Genomic DNA, 15,585 nt, shown 5'->3' on the forward strand with positions numbered 1-15,585 from the left:
GGACGTCGAGGAGAAGTCGACCGGCGAGCTGCAGCTGTCGGCGGGCTATTCCAGCACCGAGAATATGGTCCTTTCTGCCAGCATTAAGCAGGGCAACTTCCGCGGCAAAGGCCAGGAATTGCGCACCAGCTTCAATTATTCGAGCTATTCGAAGTCGGTCGAGCTGGGTTTCACCGAGCCCTATCTGTTCGACAAGAACATCGCCCTGGGCGGCGACATCTTCCGCCGCGATTACAGCCCGTACGGCTCGAGCAGTGACGACAGCACCTCTTACGAGCAGGTCTCGACCGGTTTCCAGCTACGCGCCGCCGTGCCGATGACCGAATATTGGTCCGCGACGACGCGCTACGGCCTGACCTATGACCAGGTCACGCTCGATGCCGATAGTTATTATACCAACGGCGTATGCGACGCCGCGCTCGCCGGCCAATATCTGTGCGAAGCGGTCGGCAACCGCTGGACCTCGTCCGTTGGCTATTCGCTGCTCTATGACAGTCTCAACAGCCGGTCGCGCCCCACCGCCGGCAGCAAATTCATTTTCAGCCAGGATTTCGCCGGACTGGGGGGCGATACACGCTACCTGCGCGCCACCGTCAACGCCTCGAAATATCTAAATCTCGGCTCCAACTTCATCCTGCTCGCGCATGCCGAGGGTGGCTATATCAAGGGGCTGGGCCAGGATGTCCGGCTAACCGACCGCTTCTATCTCGGCAGCCCAAACATGCGCGGCTTCGATATCCGTGGCGTCGGCCCGCGCGTGACCCGGACCTATTATGACACCTCGACCATCCCGGCGACGCTTTCCACCGACAGCAGCTCGAATTCGCAAACCGCCCTCGGCGGCACCGCATATTACCAAGCGCGGCTCGAAGTCGAACTGCCGCTGGGCGCGGGCGCACGCGAACTGGGGCTGCGCCCCTCGGTCTATCTCGACGTCGGCGCAGTGTTCGGCGGCAAGAAGCCGACGCTCACCGATACCTGCGCCGCCTCGATCTCCACCTCGACCACCTGCGTCGCCGGAACCCGCCAATATACCAATAGCGCCGGCGAATTGCTGTATCTCGATGCCGACGGCAACAGCACGACGACCAATACGGGCACCGCCTACAGCTATTCCCTCGGCACGTACCGCGAGACCTATTCGAGCAACACCGCCAGCCCGCGTGTCGCGGTCGGCGTCGGCGTGAACTGGAATTCCCCCTTCGGCCCGTTGCGGATCGATATCGCCAAGGCGCTGCTCAAGGCCCCGGGCGACGACGACAAGCTCATCACCTTCAATATCGGCGGACAATTCTGATCGGTTTGCGCGCCGGCGGCGCTCGCGCCGGCCGGTACCAACAAGTCTCGTTCAGGAGGACGGGCCCCGGCGCGGCACCATGACCTCCATCACGAGCCCGCGCCCATCCGCGGATACTGCTCGGATCGATCCGCCATGCCGTTCGACGGCATGTTTGGCGATCGCCAATCCCAAACCGAATCCGGTCATCTCCACGCCATCGGGATCTACGCGTTTGAACGGCTCGAAAATGTCGGCGAGCATTGCCGCCGGCACGCCGCGACCCTGATCGCTGATGCGCACCACCGCGCGCTCGGCATCTGCCTCCGCTGTGACGGTGACGCGCCCCCGCATCGGCGAAAATTTCACCGCGTTCCGAATGATATTCTCGAACGCGCGGTACAGCAGATCGCCATTGCCGATCGTCACGAACGCGGCGGATGGCAGGTAATGGATCTCGCACTGCCTGGCCCGGCCCTCGAACCTGGCGTCGTCAACGATCGCGGTCAGCAGATCGATCAGGTCGACCGGGCCAACCTCGAACTCGGCCGTGCCGGACTTCAGGCGCGCCAGCGTCAGCACTTCTTCGATCAGCAGATTGAGCCGTTCCGCTTCACGCTCGATGCGCAGCACCATGTCCGGCAGCTTGTCGGGTGACTGGCGAAGCAGACCGATCGCCAGTTGCAGCCGCGTCAGCGGCGAGCGCAGCTCGTGCGAGACGTCGTGGAACAACCGCTCCTGCGTCGCCAGCAACTGCTGGAGCTGCGCCGCCATGCCATCGAAGTCGCGCGTCAGATCGGCGATCTCGTCGCGCCGCGTACCGACCAGCGGATTCACGCGCGTGGCGAGCTCCCCCGCCGCGATCGCGCTAAACCCGCGGCTGAGATGCGTGATCGGGCGCGCCAGATACCACGCGACCGCGGCGCTGAACACCAGGCTGACGACCGTGCCGATCAGCAGCGGCATGGAGCGGTTGAACGGCAGCGCATCGAACACCACCCGCTCGGCAGAGACCGGTCGGACGAAGGCGAACAGCCCCGCCCCGATCAGGAACGAGGTGCCGCTGGCCAGCAGGAAAGCGATGAACAGCTTCCAGAACAGCCGGCCGGGGCGCAAGGTAGCGAAGGGGGGCATCATTCGCACGCCAGCTGATAGCCCTGGCCGCGGATCCCCAGGATCCACGGCTGGCCATCGGCGCGCGGCCCGAGCTTCTGGCGGATGCTGCTGATATGGACGTCGATGCGACGATCATAGGCGGTGAGCGCGCGACCGAGAGCCTCGAGCGACAATTGCTCCTTGCTGACGATATGCCCGGCATGACGCGCCAGTTCTTCGAGCAGGCTGAATTCGGTGCCGGTGAGATCGAGCGCCGCGCCGTGCCATTCGGCGCGGCGTTTGCCCGGCAACAGCGTCAGCGGGCCGGCGACGATCGGCCCGCCAGGCCCGGCATCGCCGCTGGTCGAGACACGGCGCAGGATCGCGCGCATGCGTGCCACCAACTCGCCGGCCGAGCACGGCTTCGGAACATAATCGTCGGCGCCCAGGTCCAGGCCGGAAATGCGATCCACGTCGTCGCCCCGCGCGGTCAGCAGCAAGATCGGTACGTCGCTCGATCGCCGGATACGCCGCAGCACCTCGATGCCGGACAGGCGCGGCAGCATCACGTCGAGCACAACGAGATCGTATCGGCCGGACAGTGCCTCGGCCTCTCCGCTCTGCCCGTCATGTACGGCAAACGCGCCCAACCCCTCGCCGGCGAGATATTCGGCCAGCATCGCGGTCAGGTCGCGATCGTCGTCGATGAGCAGGATTCGGGGCATCTTCTCCGGTCGGCGCTTGTAGATGTCCATCGTCATGCCCCTGGTCGAACGGATCGCGCGCGCACCTTTACATAACTGAACGCACCTTTTGCCTAACTTTACACGCGCCGCGAACAACCAGACATGCGGCTGGTCTAACGGCAGCGGATCATGATCAATCGACGCCCCCTGTCTCACGTGCGCCGCGCGCCGCTTCGTTCGGCGCTGCTCGCGACCGCGCTGCTCGCCGGCTGTACGGTCGGCCCGAACTATCAACGCCCCCAGATCGCCACGCCCCCAGCCTGGATCGCCCCCGTTACGAAAGACGCGCGGTCGAGTGCACTATCCGGTTGGTGGCAGCGCTTCGACGATCCTACGTTGCTGCGGCTGCAGCAGCAGGCCGAGGCGTTCAGCCCGACGCTCGATCAGGCGGTCGCACGCATCCTGCAGGCGCGCGCCACGCTGGATACCAATCGCGCGCAGGGCGCGCCGACGCTCAACGCCGGCGCGTCCTACACCGAGAGCGGGCAAAGATCGTCCGGCAGCGGACAGAGCTTTCAGGTAACGTCGGGCGGCTTCCAGCCAAGCGCCGACGCCAGCTGGACGCTCGATCTGTTCGGCAAGATCCGCCGCAACAACGAAGCCGCGCGTGCACGTATCGAAGCGCGGGGCAATGATCTGGCCGACGCCCGGATCGCGCTGGCCGCCGAGGTGGCAGACGATTATGTCCAATATCGCGGCTGCGAGCAGCTTGCCGATCTCTATGATCAGCAGGCCAAATCACAGGCGCAGACGGCCCGCCTGACCCGGATCAGCCAGCGGGCTGGCTTTACCGCACCTGCGGATGCCGAACTCACCGATGCCAGCGCTGCAAGCGTGCGCGCCAGTTACACCGATCAGGTCGCACAATGCGATCTGCTGGTGAAGAGCCTGACCTCGCTAACCGGTTCGGACGAGGCGGCGCTGCGCGCAATGCTGGCGCCCGGCAAGGCGAAGCTGCCCATGCCAGCGACATTGGACGTGACGACCCTGCCGGCCGATCTGGTGCGGCAGCGGCCCGACATTGCCTCCGCCGAGCGCGAACTGGCCGCGTCCAACGCGGAAATCGGCGCCGCGACGGCGGATCTCTATCCCAGCTTGTCGCTCTCCGGATCGATCTCCGCGGGCGGGGGCCTGACTCAATGGTCGTTCGGCCCTTCACTCAGCTTGCCCATCCTGGACGGTGGCAAGGCACGCGCCGGGGTGCGCAGTGCCCGCGCGGGTTATGATCTGCAGTTCGCGACCTATCGCGAGAGCGTCCGTGCCGGCATCGTGGAGGTCGAGCAGGCGCTGGTGCGGCTGCAATCGGCGCGCGGGCGCGACGCCGATCTGGCGCGTTCGGCGCAAGGCTATGCCGCCAGTTTCGCGGCCATTGACCGGCAGCGCGAGGTCGGCTCGGTCAGCATGATCGAGCGCGAAAGCGCGCGGCGCAACGCGCTCGACGCGCAGCGGAAACTGGTCGACCTTCGCCTGACGCAGGTGCGCGAGCTGATCGCGCTGTACAAGGCATTGGGCGGCGGTTGGGACGCGACCACGGCATCCACCGGAGCAAATACATGATGCGTTATCCCCCCCTCTCCATGCTGCTGCATGGCGCGCTCATCGCCTGCGCTCTGGCGCTGACCGGATGCAGCGGCACGGACGCGGAGGCCGCCAAGGACGTGCCCGCCAGCCTGACCGTCACGGTGACGCGCCCGCAGCAGCTTTCCTGGCCCCAGCAGCTCAGCGCCAACGGCACTCTGCAACCTTGGCAGGAGGTGGTGATCAGCGCCGAGACGGGTCCCTATCGGATCGCATCGCTGAACGCGGATGTCGGCAGCCGGGTACGTCAGGGGCAGGTGCTGGCGACTCTGGCGCGCGAGGCGCTGCTCGCCGAGCGGGCCCGGTTGCAGGCGGCGGTGGCCGAAGCGCAGGCCAATCTCGTCAAGGCCAATAGCGATGTCGAGCGTGCGCGGCAGATCGGCGACAGCGGCGCGCTCTCCGCGCAGCAGATCCAAAGCTATCGCGTCACGCAGCAGACGTCGCAGGCAACGCTTGCGGCGGCGCGCGCGCAGGTCCGCGGGGCAGACGTACAATTGGGCCAGGCCAACGTGCGGGCGGCGGACGACGGCGTGGTCTCGTCGCGCACGGCGCTGCTCGGCAAGGTGGTCAACGCCGGGGACGAGATGTTCCGCCTGGTGCGGCAGGGCATCATCGAATGGCAGGCCGAGCTCGATTCGCGCCAGATCGCCGCGGTCCGCGCCGGCCAGGTGGCGCGCGTGACCCTGCCCGGCGGGCAGAGCGTCAGCGGCACCGTGCGGCTCGTCTCGCCCACGCTGACCAGCACCACGAGCCGCGGCATCGTCTATGTGCGCCTGCCGGCAAACTCGCCCGCGCGATCGGGCATGTATGGCAGCGGCGTGATCGAGGTCGGCGCCGGGCCGGTGCTGACCGTGCCCGATAGCGCGATCGTGCTGCGCGACGGCAAATCCTATGCCTATCTTCTCGGCAAGGACAATCGCGTCAAGGAGACGGTGGTGACCGCGGGCCAGCGCCGCGATGGCCGCGTCGCGGTGAGCGGCATTGCCGCCGACGCGCAGGTCGTTGCGGCCGGCAGCGCCTTCCTCAGCGACGGTGTCACGGTGCGCGTGACGCGGAGTGCCGCGAAGTGAATATTTCCGCGCTGTCGATCCGGCATCCCGTGCCGGCCGTGCTGTTGTTCATCATGCTGACGATCTTCGGGATCATCGGTTTCAGCCGTTTGCAGGTCCAGAATTTCCCCGACATGGACCTGCCGACGGTCACCGTTACCGCCTCGCTGGAAGGCGCGGCACCTGAGCAGCTCGAGACCGAGGTGGCGCGCAAGATCGAGGACCGGCTGACCTCGCTGCGCCTGCTGGACCACGTCACCACCACGATCACCGAAGGTACGGTGAGCATCGCCGTCTCCTTCACGATCGACAAGGATGGCAATGAGGCGGTGCAGGAGGTGCGCAACGCCGTCGACGGCGCGCGGCAAGACCTGCCGTCCGCGCTGCAGACACCGACCGTATCGAAGCAGACCGCCAATGGCTCGTCGATGCTGACCTATATCATCCAGGCCAAGGACATGGACGAACAGGCGCTTTCCTGGTTCGTGGATAGTGACGTCACCAAGGCGCTGCAATCGGTGCAGGGCGTCGCCAGCGTGGCGCGCGTCGGCGGTATCTCCCGAGCGGTAAATGTCGATCTGGATCCGGCGGCGATGGCGGGGCTCGGTGTCGCCGCGGCAGACGTCAGCGCGAAGCTCAAGGCGATGCAGACCGATCAGTCTGGCGGGCGCGGCGACATCGGCACGCAGCGCCAGTCGCTGCGGACGCTGGCGGCGGTGCACGATCCGGCGGACCTGGCGGCGATCAGCATCCCCGCGAGCACCGGGCAGATGATCACGCTTGGCCAAATCGCCAAGATCGAAGACGGCCATGCCGAGCGCAGCACGCTGGCCTATCGCGACGGCAAGCCGGTGATCGGCTTCACCGTGACGCGCTCGCTCGGCTTCGGCGACGCCGCGGTCGCGGAAAAGGCGCGCGCCGCGGTGGCGAGTTTTTCGGCGCAGCATCCCGAGGTACGGATCGTCGAGGCCAGCAACACGGTCACGCCGATCGTCGACAATTACGAAGGCTCGATGGATCTGCTGCTCGAGGGCGCCCTGCTTGCCGTGCTGGTGGTGTGGCTGTTCCTGCGCGACTGGCGCGCGACGCTGATTTCGGCGACCGCGCTGCCGCTGTCGATCATCCCAACCTTCGGCGTGATGTATCTGTGCGGCTTCACGCTCAACATGATCTCTTTGCTATCGATCGCGCTGGTGATCGGCATCCTGGTCGATGATGCGATCGTCGAGGTGGAGAATATCGAGCGGCACATGCGCATGGGCAAGGGGCCGGTGGAAGCGGCGACCGAGGCGGCCGACGAGATCGGCCTGGCGGTGGTCGCCACCACCTTCACGCTGGTCGCGGTGTTCCTGCCGACCGCCTTCATGAGCGGCATTCCCGGCAAGCTATTTCGCGAATTCGGGGTGACTGCCTCGGTCGCCGTGTTGTTTTCCCTGCTCGTGGCGCGCCTGCTGACGCCGATGATGGCGGCCTATTTCCTGCGCCCCACCACCCATGAGGACAAGGACGGCAAGCTGATGACGCGCTATCTGCGCGCGATCCAGAGTTCGCTGAAGCGACGGCGCATCACGGTCATCCCGGCCGGTGTGTTCCTGCTCGTCTCCTGCTCGATGATCCCGCTGCTGCCCTCGGGCTTCATCCCCGCCCAGGACAATTCGCAATCCAGCGTCTCGCTGGAGCTGCCCCCCGGCAGCACGCTCGACGAAACGGCGGCGATCGCGCGACAGGCGACGGCAATCCTGCGGAACATCCCCGAGGTGACGCACGTCTTTGCCTCAGTCGGCACCGCCACCAGCGGCGGGGGCCTGGATTCTTCCTCGACCGCCGCCGTGGGCAGCGCGACCCTGACCGTCGACCTCGCCGCGCGCGGCGACCGCGATGACAAACAAGCGGGCGTGGAAGCGAAAATGCGCAATGCGCTGCGCGCACTGCCGGGCATACGCGTCAGTGTGGGCGGATCGGGCAATGGCGAAGTGCTGCAGCTCGTGCTTGCCGGCGACGACGGCGATTTGCTCGAACGCACCGCCAGCACCGTGGAAGCAGCGGTGCGCAGCGGGATTTCCGGTATCGGCAACGTAACCTCCAGCGCCGCGCAGCAGCGCCCGGAGATCCAGTTCCGGCCGGATTATGCCCGCTCCGCCGTGCTCGGCGTGACCAGCCAGGACATTGGCGACACCGTCCGCATCGCCACGTCCGGCGATTATGCCGCCTCGCTGCCCAAGCTGAACCTGTCGGACCGGCAGGTGGATATCCTGGTCCGCATGAATCCGGCAATGCGCACGGATCCGCAAGCCTTCGGGCTGCTGCGCGTCAACGGGACCAACGGCCAGGTGGCGTTGGGCTCGATCGCCGAAATAGGTTATGGCAGCAGCCCCGCTCAGATCGACCGGCTCGACCGGCGGCGCAACGTGACGCTTTCGATCGAGCTCAACGGCCGCCCCTTGAGCGACGTGATGGCGGAGGCCAAACTCCTGCCGTCGGTGAAGAACCTGCCGGCGGGGGTGAGCCTGGTCGAGCAGGGCGAGCTGCAGCGCACCTCCGAATTGCTCGGCAGTTTCGGGCTGGCGATGGGGATCGGGATTTTCTGCATCTGGGCGGTGCTGGTGCTGTTGTTCCACGATTTCCTCCAGCCGGCGACGATCCTCTCGGCGCTGCCCCTGTCGCTGGGCGGGGCGCTGTTCGCCTTGCTGATCTGCAACATGAGCTTTTCGATGCCGTCGGTGATCGGGTTGCTGATGCTGATGGGCGTGGTGACCAAGAATTCGATCCTCCTTGTCGAATATGCCATCATGGCGCGGCGCGAACAGGGCATGTCGCGCTACGACGCCCTGATCGACGCCTGCCACAAGCGCGTGCGGCCGATCATCATGACGACGATCGCGATGGCCGCCGGCATGCTGCCGACCGCGCTCGGCTTCGGGGCCGATCCCAGCTTCCGCCAGCCGATGGCCGTCGTGGTGATCGGCGGGCTGGTGACCTCCACCGTGCTGAGCCTGCTCGTCGTGCCGGTGATCTTCACCTATGTCGACGATTTCGAACATTGGCTGCGCCGCCGCATATGGCGGCAAGACCGACGCGCAGCCCCGACGGGAAAAGAACGCCAGGCTGTCTGAGGTTCGGCGGCATGGGGCAGCAGGTCGGGAACATCGATCCTAAGGAAGGCGAGCGACGACTGCTGCGTCGCGATGCGTCTCGAGGCAGGCAGGCCGTGTTCCTTCCATCCAACGCGCCCCGTCTTTCGCGCGCCTGGCGACGCCGAAAGCGCACGCCCGGGGTACGCTGAGATGGCGGCCAGCGATAGCGGCATTGCTACCCCCCAACCGTTTGCGCGACCGCTTTAAGCGCCGCGCGCCGCGCTGCGATTGAGCCCGCCTTCGCCTAGCCGCCCGCGACGAAAGCCCCAGCGGAAGGCCACAGGTTCTGCTGGGAAGATACTCGGAATCGGTTCCTATCGAATTGAGAAATCGAATCTCCGCAGCCCCCTGGTTCCCGGCGCGTGGACCGCACCCGACGGTGGCACGTTCAACCGCAGTCTGGGACCACGCCCGGCTCAACGGCTTGGAATGCGCGAGGGCGCTTGCCCGCTGTTGAAGCCGTTGACTGTGCACTAGCTGTGATGAGCCACTACTGGCGCAGTTAAGCCGGCGCCGCCAAGCTCGCGTTCCGCTTGCGCGAAACCGTAAGAAGGTACGATGTCACCGTCGCGTTGCGAGATGACGCTCCAATGCTGAATCACCTGGCCCCCGGCATCGACGCCGCCTCCGATATAGCGCCCTTGAGAGAGGGTCACGCTCGCCGTTGCGAAGTGCCCCGCACCGGCACACAGAATGGCGCGAGACGGGGCGTCGTCATGCACGAGTGCCAGCAGGCCGGGGCTCACGAACGCCGGGTCAAGCAAGGTTAGGCTGTCGTCGGACAGCACGCCCTGAGTCATCTGGGTTGCCGCCGTCGGTGCCAGTGCGTTGACGCGGATGTCGTATTTCTCGCCTTCGATCGCCAGCGTCTGCATCAGACCGACCAGCGCCATCTTGGCTGCGCCATAGTTCGCCTGGCCGAAATTGCCGTACAGGCCGGACGAGGACGTCGTCATCACGATGCGGCCATAACGTTGCGCACGCATGACATCCCACACCGCCTTGCTGCACACCGCCGCGCCCATCAGGTGGACGTCAACGACAATGCGAAAATCGTCCATGCTCATCTTGGCAAAGCTCTTGTCGCGCAGGATGCCGGCATTGTTGATCAGGATATCGATCCGCCCCCAGCGCTCCAACACCGTCGCGACCATCGCCGCCACGCCCGCTTCGTCGCTGACCGACGCCGCGATCGGCAGCGCTTCGAACCCGCCGGCGACGATCTCGGCGGCGACGCGCTCGGCCGCTTCCTTCCCGAGATCGTTGACGACGACGCGTGCACCCTGGCTTGCAAGGTACAGCGCGTGCGCCCGGCCCAATCCCCCACCGGCGCCCGTGACGATGGCAACGCGACCTTTGAGCAACATCATTCTTCTCCTTATCGAAATTATCTCACTATCTACATAGTGAGTATCTGATTTGCCGACGCGCTATTGCTGTGTCGGACGATCAGCCCGGGGCGGCGCTACCGTGACAGATGGCGCGGAACCCGCCGGCCATGAACAGCGCCATGTGCTCCTTGGCGGCAAGGAAATCCTCCGAGCGGCACAGGCCACCCGAGAGCTTGTCGATCCGCCCCGTTCGCGCCAGCGTTAGCATCAACGCGCCGGTGACGAACTGATAGCCCCAGAAAATCCGGTCTTCGGAGCAATCGGGCAGTGCGCGCTTGAGCAGGTCGAGCAGCCGCAGCACGACCGGATCGAAATGCTCGTCCATCAGTTCCGCGCCCCATTCCGGCGTGTTGGCGACCTGCGCGCCGAGCGCGCCATAATTCTTCCAGCTCTCGCCGCCCTCGATATACAGATCGAGATCGGTATCGAGGAAGGCGTGCAGCGCGCCTTCGACCGTCGGCCGGTCGCCGCTCGCTGCGGCATAATCGTCGAGCGCCTTCATCCGGCGCTCGCTGGTCACCGCGGCACGGCGCGCGAACACCGCATCGAACAGGTTCTTCTTGTCCGAAAAATAATAATTGAGCAGCGTGTGATGCACGCCGACCCGCTTTGCCACGTCGGACAGCGCCACGCCGTACAGCCCGTGCTTCGAAAACAGATATTCCGCTGCGTCGAGGATCTGCTCGGTCTTCTCGGCGCGTTGTTCCGCCTTGGTCGAAGGTCGGGACGGTTTCGTCGCTTTGGGCACGCGCTGGCTTTCCTGCTTTGGCGCGGTCATGCGCCACCATATTCAGTTCGCAGCCGTATCTTGTCGATCTTGCCGGTCGATGCCAGAGGCATATTATCCAAGCGCACGACCGCATCCGGCACCCACCAACTCGCCACCTGCCCTTTCAGCGGCGCGAGCAGGTCCGCGTCGCTGATCGGCTGGCCGTCGCGGACCTCGACCAAAAGGATCGGCCGCTCGCCCCATTTCTCATCCGCGCGCCCGATCACCGCCGCCAGCGACACCTGCGGCAACGCGCCGACGATCGCCTCGATCTCGGCCGGGTTGATCCATTCGCCGCCCGATTTGATCAGGTCCTTGGCGCGGCCAGTGATCATCAGATTGCCATGCCCGTCGATCCGCGCAAGATCGCCGGTCGCAAACCAGCCAGTGGCGTCGGTCGCGTTTTCCTCCTGGCCGAAATAGCGCTCGACCACCGCCGCGCCGCGCACGCGCAAATGGCCCTCCACATCGCGTTGCTCGAGCAACGGCACCCCTGCGGCATCGGTAAGCAACAGATCGACGCCTACTGCAGGCCGTCCCGCCACTGCGGCGGACCGGGCCGGGTCGCTCGCCGGAGAGACAGTCCCCGACGGCGACAGCTCGGTCATCCCCCAGCTGGTCTGCACGACGACGCTCAGGCAGCGCTCGATCCGCTCCATCAGCGCCGGCGCGAGCGGCGCCCCGCCCATGATGATGCGTTCAAGCGATGGCAATGCCACACCGCTCGTTTCGACATGCTCGACCAAGGCGAGCCAGACGGTCGGCACGCCGACGGCGATCGTCACGCGTTCCGAGGCGATCAGCCGCGCCAGGCTAGCGCCATCGGTATGCCGGCCGGGCAGCACGAGCTTGCCGCCGACCGCGGGGAGCGCGAAGGGCAGGCCCCAGGCATTGGCATGAAACATCGGCACCACGGTAAGCACGCTGTCGCGCCCGGAAATCGCCATCACGTCGGTCTGCAGCAGCCGCAGCGTGTGCAGGAAGCTCGATCGGTGCGTGTAGGTGACGCCCTTTGGCGCGCCGGTCGTGCCGGAGGTGAAGCACAGGCCGCACGGCGCGGTTTCGTCGAACTTGCCCCAGGGTACGTCACCCTCGGCTTGCGCCATCAGCGGGTCGAGCGCGGCGACGATCGGGCGGCGCGGCGCCTCCGCATCGGTCGCGACCGATCCGTCGATCACCAGCAGGCGTTCGATCGCCGGCACGCGCTCGGCGATCTGGCGCGCGAGCGGCAGCAGGTCTGCGCTGACAACCATAAGACGCACGTCGGATTGGGTCGCCATCGCCGCCAATTGCACCGCGGTCAGCCGCGGATTGAGCGTGTGGCACACCGCGCCCATGCCCATCACGGCATACCAGGTCTCGACATGCGCCTGGCTGTTCCACGCCAGGGTCGCCACGCGATCGCCGGTCCCGGCGCCGAGCCCGGTGAGCAGCGCGGAGATGCGCAGGCTGCGCGCCATCAGCGCGGCGTAGCCGATCCGATCCGTGCCACCATCCTCGCGGGCGGTGACCACTTCGGTATCCGGGTGCCATTTGGCGGCGTGGGTGAGAAACTTATCGAGCGTCAGGGCGAACGGCTGCATGCCGCCGTCAATCATGTGCATCTAGCATCCTTGGGGGGCAGCGGCGGCGCGATCACGCCGACATTCCAGTTCCACGGCACCCCGCCTTTGGCGCGGCGGCGGCAGACGACCGCTTCGTTGAGTTCGTACATGCCGGGCAACAGGTGCGTGCCGGCTCGCGGCATGCCGTCGAATGTCATGTAACCGCGATTCGCGGCGTAACGCGGCCAGCGCGGCTGCCCCGCAGCGCTCGGCACGCCCTCCCGCGCGAATGACGCCCAATAGCCGAGCATCGCATCCGACAGCGCCTGTTCCGTCGGCGTCGTGGGGATTTTCGGCCAGAATTCTGGTGTCTTGTCCGCATTGCCGAACACATAGGGAATTTCGCTGGCGTGAAAGCCGTACAGGTCCGCCGCGTTCGCGGCCGGATAGCCGTGATCGAAATAATAGAGGAAGGACGGCGCCCCCACCGCTGCCTGCTTGGTCACCAGCCGCTCGGCGGTCCAGCCGTACAATGCGTCGCGCAGCCCGGTCAGCACGCTCTCCGCCACGTTGTTGGCCGGATATTGCTTGAGATAGGCGTCCGCCAGGTCGCCATAGCGCGCGCGGATTTCCGCGCTGTAGTGCGCCACATCGGCCGGCACCGGCGGCGCGAGGAAGCGCAGCGAGCGGATCTCGCCGCTGTTGAAACCCGCCAGGATCGGCACCGGCGCCTGCTGCCCGAGATCGAACGTCACCGCGAGTTGCTGGGGCAGCACCTTGCCGTCGACCGTGCCGAACGGGACATAGCCGGCATTAGCGGCCGCGTCCGTGATCGCGCCCGCGTCCATCGCCCGCAGCCCGCGCAGGTCGGTCGCGCCGAGCTTGCCGGTCAGATAGGTGCCGATAAGCTCGGCTGGAATGTCGCCGAACGACGAGCTGCGCAGTTCGGGCGTAGAGATCATATAGGCGCTTTGCGCGATCGCCTTGGCGAACAGGCCGCGCGCCTGGGGGGCGGCCATCAGGTACATCACGCTGAGCGCCCCGGCGGATTCACCAGCGATCGTCACGTTGGCGGGATCGCCACCAAAGGCTGCGATATTGGCCTTCACCCAGTGCAGGGCAGCGACCTGATCGAGCAAGCCGTAATTGCCCGACACGCCTTGACCTTCGCGGCTGAGCTCGGGATGCGCGAGATAGCCGAGCACGCCGAGCCGATAGTTGATCGACACCAAAATCACGCCCTGCCGGGCGAGCGCAGCGCCGTCATACATCGTCTCGCTGCTCGCCCCCCCGGTAAGCGATCCGCCATGGATCCACACCATCACCGGCGCCTTGGCCGCCTTGGCGGGCGCCCAGATATTGAGCGACAGGCAGTCCTCGCTCATCGCCGGATAGGTCTCGGCATAGATGCTGCCGGGACGCGATTTGGGCTGGACGCAGACCGGGCCGAAGGCGGCGGCATCGCGTACGCCCTGCCACGGCTTCAGCGCGACCGGCGGTTTCCAGCGCCGCCAGCCGATCGGCGCGGCGGCATAGGGCAGGCCCTTGAAAATGCGCAGCCCGGCTTGCTCGACGCCGCGCACGCGGCCGGCGGGTGTGTCCACCACGGGGCCGGCCTGTGCCGCCGTCGGCACAGCCATCAGCAACGCCGCCGCCGCGGCAAACCCCTTCGACAGATTCTTCATACGGAAACCCCGATGTCATCTTCCCGCCTCAGCCCCCGCGCCAGCGCCAGGAACAAGGCGATCGCGACGAGGTAGAACGGGACAAGTGTGTAGAAGGCCAGTTGCAGCGAATTGCCGGGGTGGTTCGCTTTGAACATGTCGCTGACTGCGCCGAGGAACGTCGGCCCCAGCCCCAGCCCGATCAGGTTCATCACCAGCAGCAGCAGGGCGCCGGACAAGACGCGCTGGTTGGGCTGCACTTCCTGCTGCACCAGCGTCACCGCCGGCGAGAGATAGAAATAATTGAGTGCCATCGGTACGATCAGGAACAGCAAGGCCAGTTGCCAGCTTGGTGCCCAGATGAAGCCAATGAAGAACGGCACTGCCAGCGCCAGCCCGATCGCGGGGATATAGGCATAAGCGAGCTTGGAGCGCGGCACGAGCCGATCGACCAGCCGGCCCGAGAAATAGATCCCGCCGCCGATGCCCAGCCCCACGAGTAAGGCGTAATAGATCGCGACCTCGCTGAGGGTCATGCCCTTCTCGCGCATCAGAAACAGAGTGGCGAAATTGAGCAGGGCATAGGTGATGAACTGCGTCGCGCCGCACGCCAAAGACACCAGCAGCAATACCGGGCGCGCGAAGAACATGCGGAGCGTCGGCCAGAACGGCGCGGGCGCGGGCTTGGATTGGGGCGCAGTCGCGCCTGGCAGCACATCAAGCCCACCGCGCTTGGGTTCGCGCACGAACACGAAAACGATCACCGCGGTAACGATGCCGACCGCGCCGAGCGCCAGGAAGGCGTCGCGCCAGCTATAGGCGGCGGCGATCGACGCGCCGAATGCGACACCCATCGCCTGTCCGATCGGCGGCCCGAGATTGTACAACCCCAGCGCCGTGCCGCGCTGGTGCGGCGGGAACAGATCGGAGATGATCGCATAGGAGGGCGGCACCCCGCCCGCCTCGCCGACGCCGACCGACATCCGCGCCAGCACCAGTTGCGGATAATTGGTCGAGAAGCCGCAGGCGATCGTCGCCGCGCTCCACAAGGCGCAGGCAAAGGCGAGCACGCGAACGCGGTTGGTGCGATCGGCGAGCCAGCCGACCGGGATCGACAAGACGCAATAGAAGAGCGCAAAATACAGCCCCCCGATCAGGCCGAGCTGGCCATCGGTTACGCCGAGATCGTCCTGGATCGGCTTGGCCAGGATCGAGAGCAGCTGCCGATCGAGGAAGTTGAGGACATAGACGAAGCACAGGATCGCCAGCGCGACCCAGGCCCGCGTCCCCGGCCGCGCAGGCGGCGCGACCGGATGCGGCGGATGGGCAAGCGGCATCA

Annotated in this window: 11 protein-coding genes; 4 read left to right on the forward strand and 7 right to left on the reverse strand. The window is 66.2% G+C overall.

The window, feature by feature from the left end; all coding sequences use genetic code 11:
* The coding region (locus NV401_RS17940) for a BamA/OMP85 family outer membrane protein (protein WP_261295831.1) at positions 1-1,297 on the forward strand (1,297 nt) is incomplete at its 5' end.
* Between the two features lie 51 nt (positions 1,298-1,348).
* On the opposite strand, the gene NV401_RS17945 is transcribed toward NV401_RS17940, so the two are convergent.
* Both NV401_RS17945 and NV401_RS17950 read right to left on the reverse strand, forming a co-directional pair.
* Positions 1,349-2,413, reverse strand: coding sequence for a HAMP domain-containing sensor histidine kinase (locus tag NV401_RS17945; protein WP_261295832.1), 1,065 nt, complete (start codon positions 2,411-2,413; stop codon positions 1,349-1,351).
* Positions 2,410-3,132, reverse strand: a complete 723-nt coding sequence (locus NV401_RS17950; protein WP_261295833.1) for a response regulator transcription factor — start codon at positions 3,130-3,132, stop codon at positions 2,410-2,412. The genes NV401_RS17945 and NV401_RS17950 overlap by 4 nt, the downstream gene beginning before the upstream one ends.
* A 114-nt stretch (positions 3,133-3,246) precedes the next feature.
* On the opposite strand from NV401_RS17950, the gene NV401_RS17955 reads away from it, so the two are divergent.
* The 3 genes from NV401_RS17955 to NV401_RS17965 are packed head-to-tail and all read left to right on the forward strand — an operon-like array spanning position 3,247 to position 8,857.
* Complete coding sequence (locus tag NV401_RS17955; protein WP_261295834.1) at positions 3,247-4,674, forward strand: efflux transporter outer membrane subunit; 1,428 nt, start codon at positions 3,247-3,249, stop codon at positions 4,672-4,674.
* Complete coding sequence (locus NV401_RS17960; RefSeq protein ID WP_261295835.1) at positions 4,671-5,765, forward strand: efflux RND transporter periplasmic adaptor subunit; 1,095 nt, start codon at positions 4,671-4,673, stop codon at positions 5,763-5,765. Before NV401_RS17955 ends, NV401_RS17960 begins: the two co-directional genes overlap by 4 nt.
* The gene (locus NV401_RS17965) at positions 5,762-8,857 is read left to right on the forward strand and encodes an efflux RND transporter permease subunit (protein WP_261295836.1); all 3,096 of its coding nucleotides are present in this window, start codon (positions 5,762-5,764) and stop codon (positions 8,855-8,857) included. Before NV401_RS17960 ends, NV401_RS17965 begins: the two co-directional genes overlap by 4 nt.
* 494 nt (positions 8,858-9,351) lie before the next feature.
* Here NV401_RS17965 and NV401_RS17970 read toward each other — a convergent pair whose 3' ends face one another.
* From NV401_RS17970 to NV401_RS17990, 5 genes are all read right to left on the reverse strand, one after another.
* A complete protein-coding gene (locus NV401_RS17970) occupies positions 9,352-10,245 on the reverse strand; it encodes an SDR family NAD(P)-dependent oxidoreductase (RefSeq protein WP_261295860.1) in 894 nt (297 codons plus the stop codon).
* Positions 10,246-10,327: 82 nt separating this feature from the next.
* On the reverse strand, positions 10,328-11,047 hold the full coding sequence (locus NV401_RS17975; protein WP_261295837.1) for a TetR/AcrR family transcriptional regulator: 720 nt from the start codon (positions 11,045-11,047) through the stop codon (positions 10,328-10,330).
* Positions 11,044-12,636: an AMP-binding protein gene (locus NV401_RS17980; RefSeq protein ID WP_261295861.1), complete on the reverse strand. Its 1,593-nt coding sequence runs from the start codon at positions 12,634-12,636 to the stop codon at positions 11,044-11,046. The genes NV401_RS17975 and NV401_RS17980 overlap by 4 nt, the downstream gene beginning before the upstream one ends.
* Complete coding sequence (locus NV401_RS17985) at positions 12,633-14,267, reverse strand: carboxylesterase/lipase family protein (protein WP_261295838.1); 1,635 nt, start codon at positions 14,265-14,267, stop codon at positions 12,633-12,635. Before NV401_RS17985 ends, NV401_RS17980 begins: the two co-directional genes overlap by 4 nt.
* Complete coding sequence (locus NV401_RS17990) at positions 14,264-15,583, reverse strand: spinster family MFS transporter (protein ID WP_261295839.1); 1,320 nt, start codon at positions 15,581-15,583, stop codon at positions 14,264-14,266. The genes NV401_RS17985 and NV401_RS17990 overlap by 4 nt, the downstream gene beginning before the upstream one ends.
* Positions 15,584-15,585 lie beyond the last annotated feature (2 nt).

This window comes from Sphingomonas hylomeconis, assembly GCF_025370105.1.
GTDB classification, from domain to species: domain Bacteria; phylum Pseudomonadota; class Alphaproteobacteria; order Sphingomonadales; family Sphingomonadaceae; genus Sphingomonas; species Sphingomonas hylomeconis.

Bases quoted from the DNA above. Each gene is read 5' to 3' on its own strand.
- NV401_RS17945 (WP_261295832.1), bottom strand. From the start codon at position 2,413: ATGATGCCCCCCTTCGCTACCTTGCGCCCCGGCCGGCTGTTCTGGAAG.
- NV401_RS17950 (WP_261295833.1), bottom strand. From the start codon at position 3,132: ATGACGATGGACATCTACAAGCGCCGACCGGAGAAGATGCCCCGAATC.
- NV401_RS17955 (WP_261295834.1), top strand. From the start codon at position 3,247: ATGATCAATCGACGCCCCCTGTCTCACGTGCGCCGCGCGCCGCTTCGT.
- NV401_RS17960 (WP_261295835.1), top strand. From the start codon at position 4,671: ATGATGCGTTATCCCCCCCTCTCCATGCTGCTGCATGGCGCGCTCATC.
- NV401_RS17970 (WP_261295860.1), bottom strand. From the start codon at position 10,245: ATGTTGCTCAAAGGTCGCGTTGCCATCGTCACGGGCGCCGGTGGGGGA.
- NV401_RS17975 (WP_261295837.1), bottom strand. From the start codon at position 11,047: ATGACCGCGCCAAAGCAGGAAAGCCAGCGCGTGCCCAAAGCGACGAAA.
- NV401_RS17980 (WP_261295861.1), bottom strand. From the start codon at position 12,636: ATGATTGACGGCGGCATGCAGCCGTTCGCCCTGACGCTCGATAAGTTT.
- NV401_RS17985 (WP_261295838.1), bottom strand. From the start codon at position 14,267: ATGAAGAATCTGTCGAAGGGGTTTGCCGCGGCGGCGGCGTTGCTGATG.
- NV401_RS17990 (WP_261295839.1), bottom strand. From the start codon at position 15,583: ATGCCGCTTGCCCATCCGCCGCATCCGGTCGCGCCGCCTGCGCGGCCG.